The organism is Beduini sp. (assembly GCF_047239305.1).
Taxonomy (GTDB): Bacteria; Bacillota_I; Bacilli_A; order Erysipelotrichales; family Coprobacillaceae; genus Beduini.
Genome location: NZ_JBKTEM010000001.1, coordinates 417,363 through 432,994 on the forward strand (window position 1 = coordinate 417,363; position 15,632 = coordinate 432,994).

At 35.2% G+C, this 15,632-nt stretch carries 19 protein-coding genes; 15 read left to right on the top strand and 4 right to left on the bottom strand.

The window, feature by feature from the left end; all coding sequences use genetic code 11:
* Window positions 1–76: 76 nt before the first annotated feature.
* On the top strand, window positions 77–1,513 hold the full coding sequence (pepD, locus tag ACLRVU_RS02195; RefSeq protein ID WP_412890499.1) for a beta-Ala-His dipeptidase: 1,437 nt from the start codon (window positions 77–79) through the stop codon (window positions 1,511–1,513).
* A 9-nt stretch (window positions 1,514–1,522) separates the two neighbouring features.
* The gene (locus tag ACLRVU_RS02200; protein ID WP_412890500.1) at window positions 1,523–2,335 is read left to right on the top strand and encodes an alpha/beta hydrolase; all 813 of its coding nucleotides are present in this window, start codon (window positions 1,523–1,525) and stop codon (window positions 2,333–2,335) included.
* A gap of 19 nt (window positions 2,336–2,354) precedes the next feature.
* Here the strand turns inward: ACLRVU_RS02200 and ACLRVU_RS02205 are convergent, their stop codons facing one another.
* Window positions 2,355–2,831, bottom strand: a complete 477-nt coding sequence (locus ACLRVU_RS02205) for a putative ABC transporter permease (protein WP_412890501.1) — start codon at window positions 2,829–2,831, stop codon at window positions 2,355–2,357.
* Window positions 2,832–2,916: 85 nt separating this feature from the next.
* Between ACLRVU_RS02205 and ACLRVU_RS02210 the strand changes: the two genes are divergently transcribed.
* Window positions 2,917–4,014, top strand: coding sequence for a DUF871 domain-containing protein (locus ACLRVU_RS02210; protein ID WP_412890502.1), 1,098 nt, complete (start codon window positions 2,917–2,919; stop codon window positions 4,012–4,014).
* A gap of 759 nt (window positions 4,015–4,773) precedes the next feature.
* Window positions 4,774–5,178 carry a hypothetical protein gene (locus ACLRVU_RS02215; RefSeq protein WP_412890503.1) on the top strand — a complete coding sequence of 135 codons (405 nt, stop codon included), beginning with the start codon at window positions 4,774–4,776 and terminating at the stop codon, window positions 5,176–5,178.
* A 49-nt stretch (window positions 5,179–5,227) separates the two neighbouring features.
* Here the strand turns inward: ACLRVU_RS02215 and ACLRVU_RS02220 are convergent, their stop codons facing one another.
* The 3 genes from ACLRVU_RS02220 to ACLRVU_RS02230 are packed head-to-tail and all read right to left on the bottom strand — an operon-like array spanning window position 5,228 to window position 9,365.
* Window positions 5,228–5,869, bottom strand: a complete 642-nt coding sequence (locus tag ACLRVU_RS02220) for a YggS family pyridoxal phosphate-dependent enzyme (RefSeq protein ID WP_147548724.1) — start codon at window positions 5,867–5,869, stop codon at window positions 5,228–5,230.
* Window positions 5,870–5,878: 9 nt separating this feature from the next.
* On the bottom strand, window positions 5,879–7,666 hold the full coding sequence (locus tag ACLRVU_RS02225; protein WP_147548726.1) for an ABC transporter ATP-binding protein: 1,788 nt from the start codon (window positions 7,664–7,666) through the stop codon (window positions 5,879–5,881).
* The gene (locus ACLRVU_RS02230) at window positions 7,656–9,365 is read right to left on the bottom strand and encodes an ABC transporter ATP-binding protein (protein ID WP_412890763.1); all 1,710 of its coding nucleotides are present in this window, start codon (window positions 9,363–9,365) and stop codon (window positions 7,656–7,658) included. The genes ACLRVU_RS02225 and ACLRVU_RS02230 overlap by 11 nt, the downstream gene beginning before the upstream one ends.
* 153 nt (window positions 9,366–9,518) lie before the next feature.
* Between ACLRVU_RS02230 and ACLRVU_RS02235 the strand changes: the two genes are divergently transcribed.
* From ACLRVU_RS02235 to ACLRVU_RS02285, 11 genes are all read left to right on the top strand, one after another.
* Window positions 9,519–10,520, top strand: a complete 1,002-nt coding sequence (locus ACLRVU_RS02235) for an ATPase, T2SS/T4P/T4SS family (RefSeq protein ID WP_412890504.1) — start codon at window positions 9,519–9,521, stop codon at window positions 10,518–10,520.
* On the top strand, window positions 10,471–11,493 hold the full coding sequence (locus tag ACLRVU_RS02240; protein WP_412890505.1) for a hypothetical protein: 1,023 nt from the start codon (window positions 10,471–10,473) through the stop codon (window positions 11,491–11,493). Before ACLRVU_RS02235 ends, ACLRVU_RS02240 begins: the two co-directional genes overlap by 50 nt.
* Window positions 11,494–11,505: 12 nt before the next feature.
* On the top strand, window positions 11,506–11,805 hold the full coding sequence (comGC, locus tag ACLRVU_RS02245; protein ID WP_147548733.1) for a competence type IV pilus major pilin ComGC: 300 nt from the start codon (window positions 11,506–11,508) through the stop codon (window positions 11,803–11,805).
* Window positions 11,795–12,100: a prepilin-type N-terminal cleavage/methylation domain-containing protein gene (locus ACLRVU_RS02250; RefSeq protein WP_412890506.1), complete on the top strand. Its 306-nt coding sequence runs from the start codon at window positions 11,795–11,797 to the stop codon at window positions 12,098–12,100. Before comGC ends, ACLRVU_RS02250 begins: the two co-directional genes overlap by 11 nt.
* A gap of 10 nt (window positions 12,101–12,110) precedes the next feature.
* Window positions 12,111–12,311 carry a hypothetical protein gene (locus tag ACLRVU_RS02255; RefSeq protein WP_412890507.1) on the top strand — a complete coding sequence of 67 codons (201 nt, stop codon included), beginning with the start codon at window positions 12,111–12,113 and terminating at the stop codon, window positions 12,309–12,311.
* Window positions 12,284–12,688, top strand: a complete 405-nt coding sequence (locus ACLRVU_RS02260) for a competence type IV pilus minor pilin ComGF (RefSeq protein ID WP_412890508.1) — start codon at window positions 12,284–12,286, stop codon at window positions 12,686–12,688. The genes ACLRVU_RS02255 and ACLRVU_RS02260 overlap by 28 nt, the downstream gene beginning before the upstream one ends.
* Window positions 12,675–13,037 (top strand): hypothetical protein, encoded by a 363-nt coding sequence (locus ACLRVU_RS02265; protein WP_412890509.1) that lies wholly within the window; start codon window positions 12,675–12,677, stop codon window positions 13,035–13,037. The genes ACLRVU_RS02260 and ACLRVU_RS02265 overlap by 14 nt, the downstream gene beginning before the upstream one ends.
* Window positions 13,038–13,100: 63 nt before the next feature.
* Window positions 13,101–13,613 (top strand): GNAT family N-acetyltransferase, encoded by a 513-nt coding sequence (locus ACLRVU_RS02270; RefSeq protein WP_412890510.1) that lies wholly within the window; start codon window positions 13,101–13,103, stop codon window positions 13,611–13,613.
* A 451-nt stretch (window positions 13,614–14,064) separates the two neighbouring features.
* Complete coding sequence (efp, locus tag ACLRVU_RS02275; protein ID WP_147548743.1) at window positions 14,065–14,622, top strand: elongation factor P; 558 nt, start codon at window positions 14,065–14,067, stop codon at window positions 14,620–14,622.
* A gap of 82 nt (window positions 14,623–14,704) precedes the next feature.
* Window positions 14,705–15,190 carry a SpoIIIAH-like family protein gene (locus ACLRVU_RS02280; protein WP_147549271.1) on the top strand — a complete coding sequence of 162 codons (486 nt, stop codon included), beginning with the start codon at window positions 14,705–14,707 and terminating at the stop codon, window positions 15,188–15,190.
* Window positions 15,191–15,254: 64 nt separating this feature from the next.
* The gene (locus tag ACLRVU_RS02285; protein WP_412096668.1) at window positions 15,255–15,572 is read left to right on the top strand and encodes an Asp23/Gls24 family envelope stress response protein; all 318 of its coding nucleotides are present in this window, start codon (window positions 15,255–15,257) and stop codon (window positions 15,570–15,572) included.
* The last annotated feature ends 60 nt before the right edge of the window (window positions 15,573–15,632 follow it).

Below are 15,632 nucleotides of genomic sequence, written 5' to 3' on the forward strand. Positions count from 1 at the left end.
TGTTTTTCTTTTATGTAAAATCATAAATTTTATAAAAAGTTATGCTATAATGTCATCAGACAAGGGAGGTCATAAGATGAATGTGTTAGATCATAATCAACCTATTTTAAAATATTTTGAGGAAATCAGCCGAATTCCTCATGGTTCTTATCATGAACAGCAGTTAAGTGATTATTTAGTTCAGTTTGCTTTAAAACATCAGCTTGAATATAAGCAGGATGATATGGGGAATGTCATCATGTATAAGCAAGGAACACAGGGCTATGAAGATCATCCATCAGTCATGCTGCAGGGGCATATCGATATGGTCTGTGAGAAAAACAACGACTGTGAACATGATTTTGATCACGATCCTTTACAACTCTATGTAGAAGACGGCTGGCTGAAAGCAAAGGGAACAACATTGGGCGCAGATGATGGTTATGCCGTCAGCTACATGCTGGCAGTATTGGAAAGTAAAACGATCGTACATCCGCCATTAGTGTGTGTGTTTACAGTTCAAGAAGAAGTGGGATTGTTTGGAGCCAGCCATTTAAAAGCTGAGGATTTACCGGTTAAACGTATGATTGGAATGGATACTGGCGGAGAAGTAGTCACTTGCGTATCTTCATCAGGTGGACGTCGCACAATCGTTACTAAGCCATTAAATAAAGTGATTAATACCAATAATACATTTGAATTGGCCGTAGGTGGACTTTTAGGCGGGCATTCAGGTGGGAATATTAATAAAGAACGTGGAAATGCAAATAAATTAGCGTTCCGAATGCTGCAAAATCTAAATGTTCAGTTTCCTATTGGTTTAGTAGATGTTACAGGGGGATTGAAGGAAAATGCGATTCCTCGTGAATGTGTCATCACGTTTACTTGCGATACATCAATTAAGATGATGGATAAAATTTTCAAAGAAACTGAAAAACAGATAAAGACAGAACTTGAATTCAGTGATCCCGAATTTCATTTTACTTTAAAACAACTTTCAAAAACGGCGGAGTACTGCTATGACGAAAATAGTTCAAAAGAAGCGATAGCCTTAGTGTATTTACTTCCTAACGGATTCAAAGCGAAAAGCATGGTTATCGAAGGCTTAACAACGGTTTCTTTGAATCTAGGTGTTTTAGCTATTGACGAAGACGCTTTGAAATGCTACTTTTCGATTCGCAGTCCTATAAAGAGCGCTAAAGAAGAACTCTCTCATGAAATTGAAGTGTTATCGACAATATTAGGTGCTCAAGTTGAAAATATGGCTGACTATCCTGGATGGAATTATGAAGAAAAATCAGAAATGCGTGCCATCTTCAAGGAAGTTGTCAAAGAAGAATTAAATGCAGAAATGGTAACTTTAGCTAGTCACGGCGGTTTGGAAACAGGAATTTTAAAAGGGTTGATACCAGAACTTGATATTGTGACAATGGGACCACACTGTGAAGGAGCACATACTCCAGACGAAAAAATGAATATTGCATCATTTGAAAAAATGTTTGAAGTTTTAAAAGCATTATTAAAGAAATTATAGGAGGAATGTATGTATTATCAAAAATTGAGTATACCTGTAGATCAACATCATGTTGATGTATTATATTACAAAGCGAAAAGTGCAAATCGTCCGGTAATATTCGAAATGCATGGCGGTGGCTTCATGTTCGGCAGTGCTACCAGTGATGCCATCATGTGTCATCGTCTGCGCAATGAATTAGATGTTAATGTTGTTTCTATTGAGTATACATTAACAACAAAAGCACCTTATCCAACACAGCTAAATGAAGTTTACGAAACAATGCTTCACTTTTATCAGCGTGCCAATGAATATCAGATCAATCCGGATAAATTGATGACATTGGGGCACAGCGCCGGAGCCAATCTAGCAACGACAGTATGTATGAAAGCTAATGAAACCAAAGCGTTTAAGGTATGTCTGCAAGTCATGAATTATCCTTATTTGGATTTAGTAAGTGATTCATATGAAAAAGAACAGTTATCCGGATCAATCGGACCTAAGTTCATGGAAATGTTTAAGGAAAGATATGCCGGGGATCAGGATCCTTCATCTCCGTTCATTTCTCCGATCAAGGCAAGTGATGAGCAGCTGCAGCAGATGCCGCCGGCAGTAATCGTACTTGCTGAATATGACGGGCTTAAACATGAAGGCTTAGCATATGCCAATCAATTGATTAAGAACTGTGTGGAAACACATGTGAAAACAGTGAAGAAAGCACCGCATGCCTTTATGGAGAAATATTTCAGTGCTTCTCGTGTCGTGAGGACGAAATACAAAGAGGAACAGGCATTTGTTTGGATTAAAGGACATTTACAGTATTATATGAATAGAGAATTTTAAAAAGGGCGTTTTGCCCTTTTTAATGTTGAAAATGATGGTTGTAGAACTGATATAAAATATACATGACATAGAAAAAAGCTGCAACATTTAATAAAGTAGGATGAAAGATACTTAAACATTGGGTAATAAAAGGATCGATAATATTGACTAATAATATCCCTAAGATACCCCAAATTAAAGAATAGAACATACAAATACGGTTTGAAAAACGCTGATTAAAAACAGTATAATCCCAGATTTGGATTTGAGCATCATATTGTAAAAAGAAATGAGTTAAATATTCGATGAATGTACAAGCGATCATTGAATAAAAAAATAAATCAAAATTATTATGAGCAAAGGGAGCAATTCCTAAGATGATGAGTGCACCAAAACCATAAAGAGGAATAAACGGTCCTTTCAGCAAACCAGAAAAGTAGATTTCTTTTTTATAAATGGATACATAGATGGATTCCATCCAGAAACCAAGAAATGTATAAATAGCGAATTTTACCATAATGACCTCCTATCATTATTTTTATGAAATTTCCTGTTTTTTATGCGTAAAATAATGCTATAATGAGAGCGGAGGTATATATATTATGGGACTATTAGGAATTTCAATTTATCCTGAACATTCTACTTTGGAAAAGGATAAGGCGTATTTAGAGCTAGCAGCAAAATACGGGTTTAAACGTGTGTTTACTTGCCTGTTGTCTGTAGATAAGCCAAAAGAAGAAGTGAAAAATGAATTTAAAGAATTGATTGGATGTGCAAACGATTTAGGAATGGAAGTCATTGTTGATGTTGCACCTAGCGTATTTGATAAGCTAGACATAACTTATGATGATTTATCTTTCTTTAAAGAAATCGGGGCTGCCGGATTCCGTTTAGACGAAGGATTCAACGGAGCAGTAGAAGCGCGTATGACGTATAATCCGGAAGGGTTGAAAATCGAACTGAATGCCGGTGATACAACCTACTATATCGATCAAATCATGGCAAACCTGCCGGATGTTTCTAAATTGATCTCTTGTCATAATTTCTATCCGCAAAGATATACGGGAGTGGGAGAAGCGAGACTAAGAGAATCAAGCATGAAAATGAAAAAATACGGAATTAAAGTGGCAGCTTTTGTTTCTAGCCAAGCAGAAAACACATATGGACCTTGGGATGTTTATGAAGGATTATGTACATTAGAAGCGCATCGTGATTTGCCAATCGATGCTCAGGCAAGACATTTATTTGCGACCGGATACATTGATGATGTGATTATTGCCAATGCCTATGCAACGGAAGAAGAATTAAAATCATTAAGTGAAATCGATCAAAAGAAATTGACTTTAGGTATTGTCTTAAACGAAGGATTGTGTGATACTGAAAAAACAATCATTTTTGATTACCCTAATAATGTTAGAGGGGATATGTCAGAATACATGGCGCGTTCAACAATGCCACGTGTTGTTTACAAAGATGAATCTATTAAGCCTCATCATAACACAACCGATTTAAAACGTGGAGATGTCGTTATTTTAAATGATCTTTACGGTCATTATAAAGGCGAACTGCATATTATTCTGCAGGATATGCCAGCCGATGAAAGAAAGAATATTGTAGGACATATTCCGGAATACGAAATGTGTATGATGCAGTTTGTTCAGCCAAGAGTTAAATTTAAATTTAAAGAAGTAAAAGAATAAAGATCATAGCAGTAAAATCATAAAAGCAGGTACGCTTAAAAAGACAAGACCGTCTTTCTAAGTGCAACTGCTTTTATTTTTCTATAGTTTATCTGCATAAATAATTGTTTGTTTTTCGAGGATGATCAAGGTGATAAAGCGTTGCCAGATCATCAAAATGATGCATGCAAAAATTGATGAACGATGCCTTAAACGTGTTAGAGTGGTTTGATAGTGACATCAGTTTAAAAGGATCGTCTATATTTACGTGTTTATTCTTTAAATATTCATATAATTCGAGGATAAAAGCATCAGTATGTATCTCAATATGGATTTCTAATGTATGTGTATAGAGGATCAGGTCAACTAAATAATAGAAATTAGGGAAGGGCAGGGGACTTGCGCTCTTTAAGCGACTGCACAATGAAAGCTCTATTTTGTTTAAATCTTGGTAGTGAAGATTCATAAAATTTGATGTTGGATTGGCGCAAAGACAAATGTAATCCTTTTGAAAGTAGGTATAATAACTAGGATAGCTGTTTTCTTAAAAAGTCCTAATCCCACGCTTTGCTTCTTATTTGTACTGTTAATAAACACAGATTCACTCATATATATTTTTTTTCATTTATTTCCCCTCCAAAGCAGTCCTTCTTTCTTTAATCATAATCCTATTTTAAATTATCACAACACTATTATTAATATTATTTAAAATATTTTTATTTTGTGTTATAATGATTATAGAAAGATAAATAAAGGTCTTTAAAAATAGGAGGGGTCGTTATGGTAAATTATCTAGCGGGCTGTTGGCAGTGGATTTTGTTTATTGGTATTGTGGTGACGGTGGTGCTCTGTATCGTTAATGAACGTCGTGTCCAACAATTATATCCTAATCTGCAGGAAGAACTAAAAAACAGCACCTATCAATTAATGAATGTGCGTTTAACCGATCATTATTTAGTTGTTGGGGACTTGCGTAAAAAAGTGATTCCTTATGAGGATATTGATTTTTGTGAAGAAGTGGTGGGCGATCTGTTCTTCAGCAGTGCGGGAAAAGCAATCTTACTGCATTTGAAAAATGGAAAAACGGAACAGATTGCTAAAATCACAAGACATTACTATAGAGAAGAGTATCCAGAACTTCAAAATAGAATTAAACGTCATATACACATTCCGGCAAATGTTTGACCATTTATTTATCTGAAAAAAACGGCTTGGCCATTAAACCAAGTCGTTTTTATTTGAAAAGAAGACTGCCGATACGAACGATTGTACTGCCTTCCTCTAAAGCGATTGGATAGTCATTAGACATCCCCATCGATAATTCAACCATCTCCGGATGGCTTTTTTGTATTGATATTTGAAGATCTTTTAACGAGTGAAAAACAGGACGTGTCGCTTCGGGAGCTGTGTGAGGTGCCATTGTCATAAATCCGATAGGATGAACATTGGGGAGATTATTTTTAATATAAGAAATAACTTCTTCAATCTCTTGTGCATTAAAGCCATGTTTTGTTTCCTCATGAGAAATGTTGACCTGCAAAAGAACATCCATTGTTTTATGAAGTTTTTTGGCTTGTTTATTAATTTCGTCTAATAAACGAATAGTATCTACCGAGTGAATCAGTTCCACTTTATCGATAATGTATTTTACTTTATTAGGCTGTAATGTACCAATAAAATGCCAATGAATCGGTAAATCTTGCAAAGCCTCCTGCTTGCTTAAAAAATCCTGTACCTTATTTTCACCAAAGCAATAAACTTTTGCCGCATATAATTTACGCAAATCTGAAATATCGGCATATTTTGTGGCAGCAACCAATGTTTGATGGTTAAGCTGTGATTGGATCTGTTTAATTGCGTTTATATTGACTGTCATATGTTCCTCCTATGAATATTGAGCCTGATACAATGAGGCATAGAATTGATTTAATGCTATTAATTCATCATGAGTTCCTTGTTCAATGATGTTTCCTTCTTGCACAACCAGGATCAAATCAGCATTTTGAATTGTCGATAAACGGTGGGCAATGACAAAGCATGTTTTTCCTTCCATCAAAGACAGCATGGCAGCTTGAATCTGACGTTCGGTACGTGTATCAACATTGGATGTCGCTTCATCTAAAATTAAAATTTTACTGTCTAAAAGCATAGCGCGGGCAATTGTCAGCAGCTGCTTTTGCCCTTTTGATATATTGACACCATCGTTTGATAAGATTGTATCATATCCATTAGGTAATTGAGTAATAAAAGTGTGAATATGCGCGGCTTTAGCAACGTTCATGACTTCCTCTAAGGTGGCATTGTCTTTTCCATAAGCAATATTTTCAAAAATACTGCCTTCAAACAGCCATGTATCCTGTAGCACCATAGAAAAACTCTTGCGCAGACTCTCTCGAGTCAGGGACTGGATATTTTGTCCGTCAATCAAAATTTCCCCGCTTAACGGATCATAAAAACGCATCAGCAAATTGATAATTGTAGTTTTCCCAGCTCCGGTTGGACCAACGATTGCGATGGTTTGTCCTGGTTTCGCTTCAAAACTAACTTTTTTAAGGATAGGGCGATCTTTTGTGTAGCCAAAATCGACTTGATGAAAGGCAACGGCTCCCTGAACGTTTTCTAGTGCAATGGCATCCTTACAGTCTTCTAGCTCCGGAGCCTCGTCAATAAGCTTGAATACACGTTCTCCTGCCGCTAAAGCAGACTGCAGCTCAGCTACAATGTTCGCTGCTTCATTAATGGGACCAGAGAATTTTCTGGAATATAATACAAAGGACGTGATGTCTCCTAAAGAAAGATGCTGCATTAAAAATAAGATAGCCCCAAACACACTGATTAAAGATAAAGAAAGATTATTGACAAAATTGACAGTTGGACCTACCATGCTGCCATAATATTCTGCACGATAATATGCCGTTACAGCATTTTCATTCTGTTCATCAAAACGTCGGATCATGTTATGTTCCTGATGATATGCCGTGATCGTTTTTTGTCCGGAAACCATTTCTTCAACAAAACCATTTAATTCTCCTAATGCCATAGAACGCTTAGAAAACATCGGTCTGGTTTTGCCTGTCATATATTTAGTAAGCACAATAGAGAGCGGTACAGTGACGCAGAATACCAAAAGTAAAGTAGGAGAGATCGCAATCATCATGCTCAATGATCCGATGACAGTGATTAAACTGGCAACAATTTGAATTAGATCATTGGATAATGAAGTATTGATTGTATCAATGTCATAGGATATTTTAGAAATAATATCTCCTGTAGCGTGGGTATCAAAATAACCGATTGGTAATTTCATCAACTGATTGAATACATCTCTTCGCATCTGATAAACGACTTTTTGAGATATTTTGACCATTAAAATAGATAATATATAAGAAAAAATTGAGGAAAGGACATAGAAGATCACCATGATAAAACAGTAATAAAATACCGTTTGAAAGTCCACCATCCCTTTGCCAAATTCGACGGAATCAACCGCTTTCCCTGACAGCATGGGACCTAATAAAGCCAGCACATTGCTGATAATGGCTAAAATAACAGCGAGCAGGATCATCCATTTAAAATGAAGCAGATATTGACTCAGCTTTTTTAATACATATTTTGTGTTTTTAGGTTTTTGCAGTACCTTTTGATTTGCGGATTTAGGAGCATTAAACTTCATAAATCTGACCTCCCATCTGTGAAACGGCTAACTCACGATAGACATCACAGTGCTGCATTAAATAGGCATGATTTCCCTGTGCGAGAATCTTTCCTTCTTCAAGTACGAGGATATGATCCAGCTGCATGATTGAACTCACCCTCTGAGCTATCATAATTAGTGTCGTTTCAGGATAATTTTTCACAATCGCCTGACGAAGCAAGGCATCAGTTTTATAATCAAGAGCGCTGGATGCATCATCTAAGACTAAAATTTCCGGATGTCCGGCTAAAGCGCGGCTAATCAATATTCTTTGTTTTTGTCCGCCGCTTAGATTTGCACCTTTTGCTTCAAGATGAGTATCGTACTGCTCATTCAAGTTTTCAATAAATTCAGAAGCCATTCCATTTTGAGCAGCAAAGCTGATCAGCTCATTATTTAAAGTGCGTCCAAAGCGAATATTTTCAGAGACACTATCACTAAAAATGGTATCATTTTGAAAAGTAACACCAAACATTTCTCTCAATGTTTTTTCATCGATAGCTTGAATGTTTTTCCCATTAATTAAAATATTGCCTGAGTTCACATCGTAAAAACGCATTAATAATTGTATAATAGTCGACTTTCCGGCTCCTGTTGCACCTATAATTCCCAAGCTTTGATTTTTCTTTAAATGAAAATCAATATCTTTTAACACAAGCTCTTTTTTATTGAAAGAAAAATCAACATGATTGAACTCAATAAAGTAATCGCTGTCTTGTACAGGTATATCTTTTATTTGAAGATCTTTTGTCTTTAATAAAACTTCTTCGATACGATCTGCAGAAGCACTTGCTTTAGAATAAATGATAAATAAACGGGTAATATTCATCATCGCTGTCAGAATAATTGTGAAATAACTTAGAAATGCTACAATTTTACCAGGTTCACTAATACCTGCATTGACTCTTTGGGCACCGACGATAATAATAAAAACTAATCCTACGTTTAAAAGAATATTCATGATTGGATTGATCAGAGCCATTGTATAATTTGCCTTCGTTTCCTGATCTACTACGGTTTGATTTGTTTTTTCAAAACGTTTCTTTTCATAGTTAATTTTAGATAATGCCTTGATAACACGAATACCGGTTACATTCTCACGAACCACTTTGACTAACTGATCAATATAGCGCTGTAAAGATGAAAACATGGGTACACCTTTTCTTGATACTAAGTAGACGGTCAAGCCGATGAATGGAAGTGTCGCCACAAGGATCATGCATAAAACCGGTTCTAGTGTCATTGTGATTACCACACCGCCCAAGATTAAAATAGGAGCGCGAACGCCTAAACGCTGAATCATTCCAACCATTTGATGCATGTTGTAGGTGTCGGTTGTTAAACGTGACACAAGTGACGGAATGGTTAATTCATCCAGCTGTTTACTGGAAAGATCTGTTACTTTTACATATAAGTCATGGCGCACATCGCGGGTAAAATCACGTGCTACTCCGGAGGCTTTGCGGTTGGCAAATATATTTGCCCATAAAGCCAAGATAGAACAAACGATCATAATTGCTCCCCAAACAAAGATCATTTGTATGTTTTTTAACGGAATGACATCATCGATCACATAAGCCAAGATCCATGGCAAAAGCAAATCCATGATAGTACCAAAAAATTTGATGACAAACCCGTACCCCATCCTTAAAAGATAGGGGCGGATATAATTTGTCATTGTTCTCACAATAACCCCTCCCTTACATATTTCATTTTTAGTATAGCAGTCCATATGGGATTATTCAATCCTTTTATTAAGGTACCATACAAAATATAAAATAAGAAAAATAGCGAAATCCTTGGAATAGTAAAGTATAAGGGGAGGAGGAAAATGGAAGAACTGTTAGAAAAGATTTTGCTGTCAGCATTAAAGATGAATGTAACGGATATTCATCTAAATAAAATGCAAAACAAAACAATTGTTCAATTCAGACAGCAAGGAAAATTATGTCCTTTTAGGGAATATGAGCAGTCTGTTGGAAGAAATTTAATTAATTATATAAAATTTTTAGGAAACATTGATTTAAATTATCTCTTAACTCCACATACAGGACAGTTTGAATATTATTTGAATCAAAAAAACTATTCATTTCGAGTCAGCAGCATTCCTACAATGCACAGTGAAAACATTGTTATTCGTGTACTGCATCACGGGCGATTATTGGATATAAAAGAGTTGTCTTTGCATTCGAAGGCACGACATACCTTGGAACATATCACAACATTAAAAAGCGGCTTGGTGATTGTATGCGGTCCTACCGGGGAAGGAAAATCAACTACACTGCATGCTTTGCTGCATCGTATTTTTGAAAAAGGAAGGGTACATATTATTACGATGGAAGATCCCATTGAAATTGTGGAGCCAACTTTTGTTCAAATACAAATGAATTTAGATGCTGGTATTAATTTTGACAATTCTCTTAAACAGATTTTACGTCATGATCCGGATGTCGTCATGATCGGTGAAATTCGTGATGAATCCTCGGCAGCTTTGGCGGTTCGCTGTGCCTTGACAGGCTGTTTAGTATTGTCTACACTGCATTCAAAGAACTGTTTGGGAGCCCTCCATCGTCTTAAAAACTTAGGAGTAAGCGATTTGGATTTAAGGGATACTTTGCAATATGTGATGTCTCAGCGTCTGATTTATTCTAAGCAAAAGGCATTTTCTATCTATGAATGGATTGATGCTATTACTATCCAGCAGGTTTTATCCAGACAAGAAATCATATATAAAGATTTCATTGCCCATATTAAAGCATCGATTGAGGCAGGGGAGACAAGAATTGAAGATTATGAAAACAGTGAATTTAAATCAACGTTATTTGATGATTGAAACATTGTCTCAGTTTGTTAAGCAGCAATATCCCTTGAATGAAGCTTTGCTGATGTGTTATCAGCTATTTAAGGAGCCTTCACTTTTAAAACTGCTTAATGAATTAAAACAAGGAAAGGCAATTGAAGAAAAAACTGATCTTTTGTATGATGATATTCTTTTTAAGGAGTTTTTCACCTTTTATTTGTATCGGGATACCTTAGATCAGGCACTTATAAAGGCAATTGATCTATGCAGACAAAAAGACGCTTTAAAACAAGAAATCATAAAAGCTTTTATTTATCCAACTCTTTTGCTAGGGGGAGTCATCAGTTTTTCGTTTATTGCGGTCTTTTATTTGCAGCCGCAGTTTAAGCAGTTCTTTTCTTCATTTGATATCCAATTTAGTCCTATTCAGCAATGGTTAATGCAGCTTCTTTTTGCCTTTCCTTTTCTTGTATGCGTTATTTTCATTGCGGCAGGGGGAATTGTTGTATGGTTCATCAAACAATTAAACGGTGGAAATTTTAAAGAATTAGAAAAATGGTTTCATTACTGGCCATTTGGCATTGTGTTAAAAAAATACTTTTCTATTAAATTTTGTCTTTATTATAAAGAATTTTTATATCTTGGGTACGACTTGCATACGATTCTTGATATGATTTCTCAAAGAATAAAAGATTTACATTTGCAGATGATGGCATTTGAGCTTATTGAAAAAGTAAAAACTGGAACAGAACTGACAGAAATTATAGAATCCTTTCTATATTTCGATTCCTATTTTAAGCTAGTCTTTATGTTGTCCTTATCTCGACATTCACCATATTCGCTACTTGATCAGTATTATGAAACTAGTGTCCTGCTAATAAAGACAACGGTGCACAAAGTTATCCAAGGGGCATTGCCTATTTTGTATGGATTTATAGGGCTTTATATTGTAGGAATCTACAGTGGGATGATCCTTCCCATGATGAATATGCTAGATAAAATATAAGGGGGAATAAAAATGAAAAAAGGATTTACACTTATTGAATCTTTATTTGTGATCGCTGTCATGATGATTGTTTTGCTGGTTGTCATTCCTAATGTGACCAGTAAAAATAAGGTAGTCAAAGATAAAGGCTGCGAAGCACTTTTAGAAGTGGTCAATTCTCAGGCTTTACTTTATGAATTGAATACGGGGGAATTTCCTGGATCGATCGATGTATTAATTGATGGAAGCGGAACTTATTTAAATGAAAACCAGCGCACCTGTCCAAATGGAAAGGCGATTTATTTAAGTAACGGACAAGCCTATGTCAGCTAAGTCCGGGTTCACGATGATTGAATCTTTATTTAGTTTAAGCATTATCGTGATGATGTTATTCCTTGCTCTACCCAACATGCATTACTCAGGAAATTTTATTGAAACACAGGATCAATGGCGACAGAAGATTTATCATACTCAATTACAGGCAATGTTATCTAAGACACGAATAGAATTAGAAGCAACAGGCGTGACCTTTAATGCATTAGGGCATATTAATCATGCGACAACAATTGTTCTGGAGGGACATAAATGTGTTTTTCAGTTAGGCAGCGGAAGGTTTTATTTTGAATAGGGGATTCACAATGATTGAAACATTGTTTGCTTTTTCACTTTTCTCTTTAGTGGCAGTTAGCTTAATTCAAGGCATAGTTTTAATAAAAAAAGGAATGAGTGAATCAATAGGCAGCTATCAAGAAAAAATAGACGTCATAGAAAACGGACTGGAACAGCTTTTTTTGCCAGTGGATGATGTAGAATGGGCAATCACTCAGGTTTTACCTTAATTGAAACCTTGTTTTCATTAATGACAGCCAGCATCGTCTTGACACTCTGTTTTACAGGAATGTCTTTGTTACATCAAATTAAGCCCATTGAAAAGCCGATGACAGATAAGGAAATCATGTTTAAACAGCTGCAAAATGAATTAATGCTGGCAAAGGATATTTCAACCGATCATGAGCAGCTTCGATATTATAAAGATGAGCAATGGTTTACACTTTCGCTTGATCAAAATCGCTTAGTAAAAAAAGATGGCTATGAAATCTACTTATATGATGTTGACCGGCTCTGTTTTGAAGTTAGAGATTATATTTATCTTACTGTCTATCAGGGTGAAAAAGCAGATCGAAGAATCATAGGAGTATATTATGATAGTGAATAAAAATGGCTTTGTATTAAAAAATGTTTTATTTTTGCTGCTGGTTTTAAGTGGTATTACGTTTTCTTTTGCGCACTATTATCAACTGAACCTAAACATTCTTCGGCAAAGTTTATTACTGGAAAAACAAAAAGCAGCTGAGCTTATTCTTTATTCGTATTTCATGTCACATCTTCATACAAATGAAAGCCAAACGATAGAAAATTCAAACGTTCAGATTACTTATACAATTTCTGCTGCAGATGACCGTTCAGTTTTAAACAGCAGAATCTGTTTTGATGCATGTTATAGATGGGAGCTGGAGTATGATTTAGAAAATAAATGTATGATCAGCAGTGAATATATACCATAATTAGAAAAAAGAACAAGAAATTATGGAAGGCTGCTATAATGGGAAGACAAGAGTGAGGGAGAAATGATGATTTTAGAAACAGAACGTTTGTATTTAAGGGAAATGACACGTGAAGATGAAAAGGATTTATCGGAGATGTTGCAAGATCCAAAAGTGATGTATGCTTATGAACATGAGTTTAGTGACACGGATGTTCAGATCTGGCTGGATCGCCAGCTTGCCCGCTATCATAAAGACGGTTTTGGATTATGGGCAATCATTCTAAAAGAGACAAATGAGATGATCGGGCAGGCAGGACTAACCCTTCAAAAATGTATGAAGGAAGAAGTGCTGGAAATCGGTTATCTGCTTAAAAAGCGATTTATGCATCATGGTTATGCCAAAGAGGCGGCAGAAGGATGTAAACGTTATGCGTTTAATCTGCTGAATGCAGTAAAAGTCCATTCCATTATAAAAGCGGATAATGTTTCATCAATAAAAGTTGCTAAAGCGATTGGGATGCATAAAGAAAAAGAATTTATGGCACAATACTACAATGGGGATCAGCTGCATTATCTTTTTACGATACAAAAATAATTTAATGCTTTAAACCAATAAATTTGGTCATAATAACATTGGGTGATATGATGTATCTATTTTATCTTTCAATCTACAGTTATTTGATTTGGCTGTTGTTTTTTACAATCGATTATTTCTTTTTACCAATTCAATTTGCATATGAGATGCATTGGCTGCAGTTCCTTATTTTTATCGTGATTGGATTAATTCTTAGCTATCTTTTCACACAACTTTTAAAGACGCTGAAATGCAATCGCTATTTATTAAGTATACTCATGGCTATTCTCATCTTATTTGTACAATGGCTAAGTGGTTTCTTTATTTTAGATCCTTTTTCGGCATTTACCTTTCTTTTAACAAACTTTTTATATTCTTTTATCATATTATCTTCACTAAATCAAAAAAATTTGATATAATCAATCAATGTTGAGGGAAACCTTAAATTATTTAGTAAAGGAGAGAGTATAAAATGATTAATGTCGGTGATTTAAGACCAGGTATGACTTTCCAATATGAAGGAAATTTATTTGTTGTACTTGAAGCAAGCCATAATAAAACAGCTCGTTCTGCTGCAAACGTTAGAGTAAAAATGAAAAATATGCGTACGGGTTCTACCACTGAAACAACTTTTGGTGGTAATGAAAAAGTTGCAAAAGCGCATATTGATAAAAATAAAATGCAATACTTATATGACACAGGATCTGAATTAGTATTCATGGATAATGCAACTTATGAACAAATCGAAATTCCTGCTGCCAATTTAGAATGGGAAATCAATTTTCTAAAACCGAGTGATGAAGTCGAAGTGACAAGCTTTGAAGGAGAAGTGTTGGGATTATCATTGCCAATCAATGTTCCTTTCCAAATCACAGAAACTGAACCAGCTGTCAAAGGCGATACTGCTACTGGAGCGACTAAAAATGCTACAATTGAAACTGGTTTCCAAATTAAAGTTCCTTTATTTATCAGTGAAGGCGAAATGGTTATTGTAAGTACAGTAGACGGAAAATACCAAGGTAGAGCATAAGAACTTCAAAAATGAAGTTCTTTTTTCATATTCTCAAACTTTCTACATATATTGTATTGTCATACATAGAAAGGAGAATATTATGAACAAGCAAGCGTTAACTTTTTTATCCCTATTCAGTCTTATCTTGATGTTATCTGTGTATTATATCTTGCTTCCACCAATTGAAAATACATTACCTGTCAGTGAACCGGTAGAACAGGAACAAGAGCAGGAAAACAAAGAAGCGGATTTTGATTCAATGAAGTCTGACCTGGATGAACGTCATAACTCTGAAGTAGCAGGATATAACGCTATTATCGCATCAACAGATAGCAATATCGACCAAGTGAGTGAAGCGTTAGAAAATATTGATATGGTCAATGTAAACAAAGAATTAGAGAAAACACTTTCTAAACAAGTAAAAGATATGGGATATAATGATGCATTTGTTGAGATTAACAACAAGGTCATCAAAGTCACGATAAAAAAAGAAAATGGTGAAGCTGGCGAAGTTGCTAAAATTATTAATGCTATTTATGCTTCAACAAACAATAGTTATTTAGTGGAAGTAAAATTTATTGCTTAGATTCCTTGTAATTTAACTTGGTTTTTTATACAATAGAGTTAAGTAGTAAAGGAGAATGATCGATATGGCTCAAAGTATTTATTATAGTAATCCAGCAAACGAAAAATTAGGTAAAATCTGTATCGGTTTACCGGTATTTAACCTTATTGCAGAAAAATCAATTGATGAAATTGAAGGTGTCCATGTAAGTGGAAAAAATGGTATTTTAAGTGAACTTGACGGCACCGATTTAACAATGACAATCAACACTAAAATTTCATACGGAATTTTGGCAAGCAAAGCTTCAAAGGAGATTCAGGAGCGGGTAACACGTGCGATCTTTGATATGAGCAATGTTTCACCAAAAGCAATTAATGTTAATGTGATCGGGATTGAATTTTAACCAGTTTAAAAACTGGTTTTTTTTGTTATCTTATGATATTATATTAAATTGTATAAATAC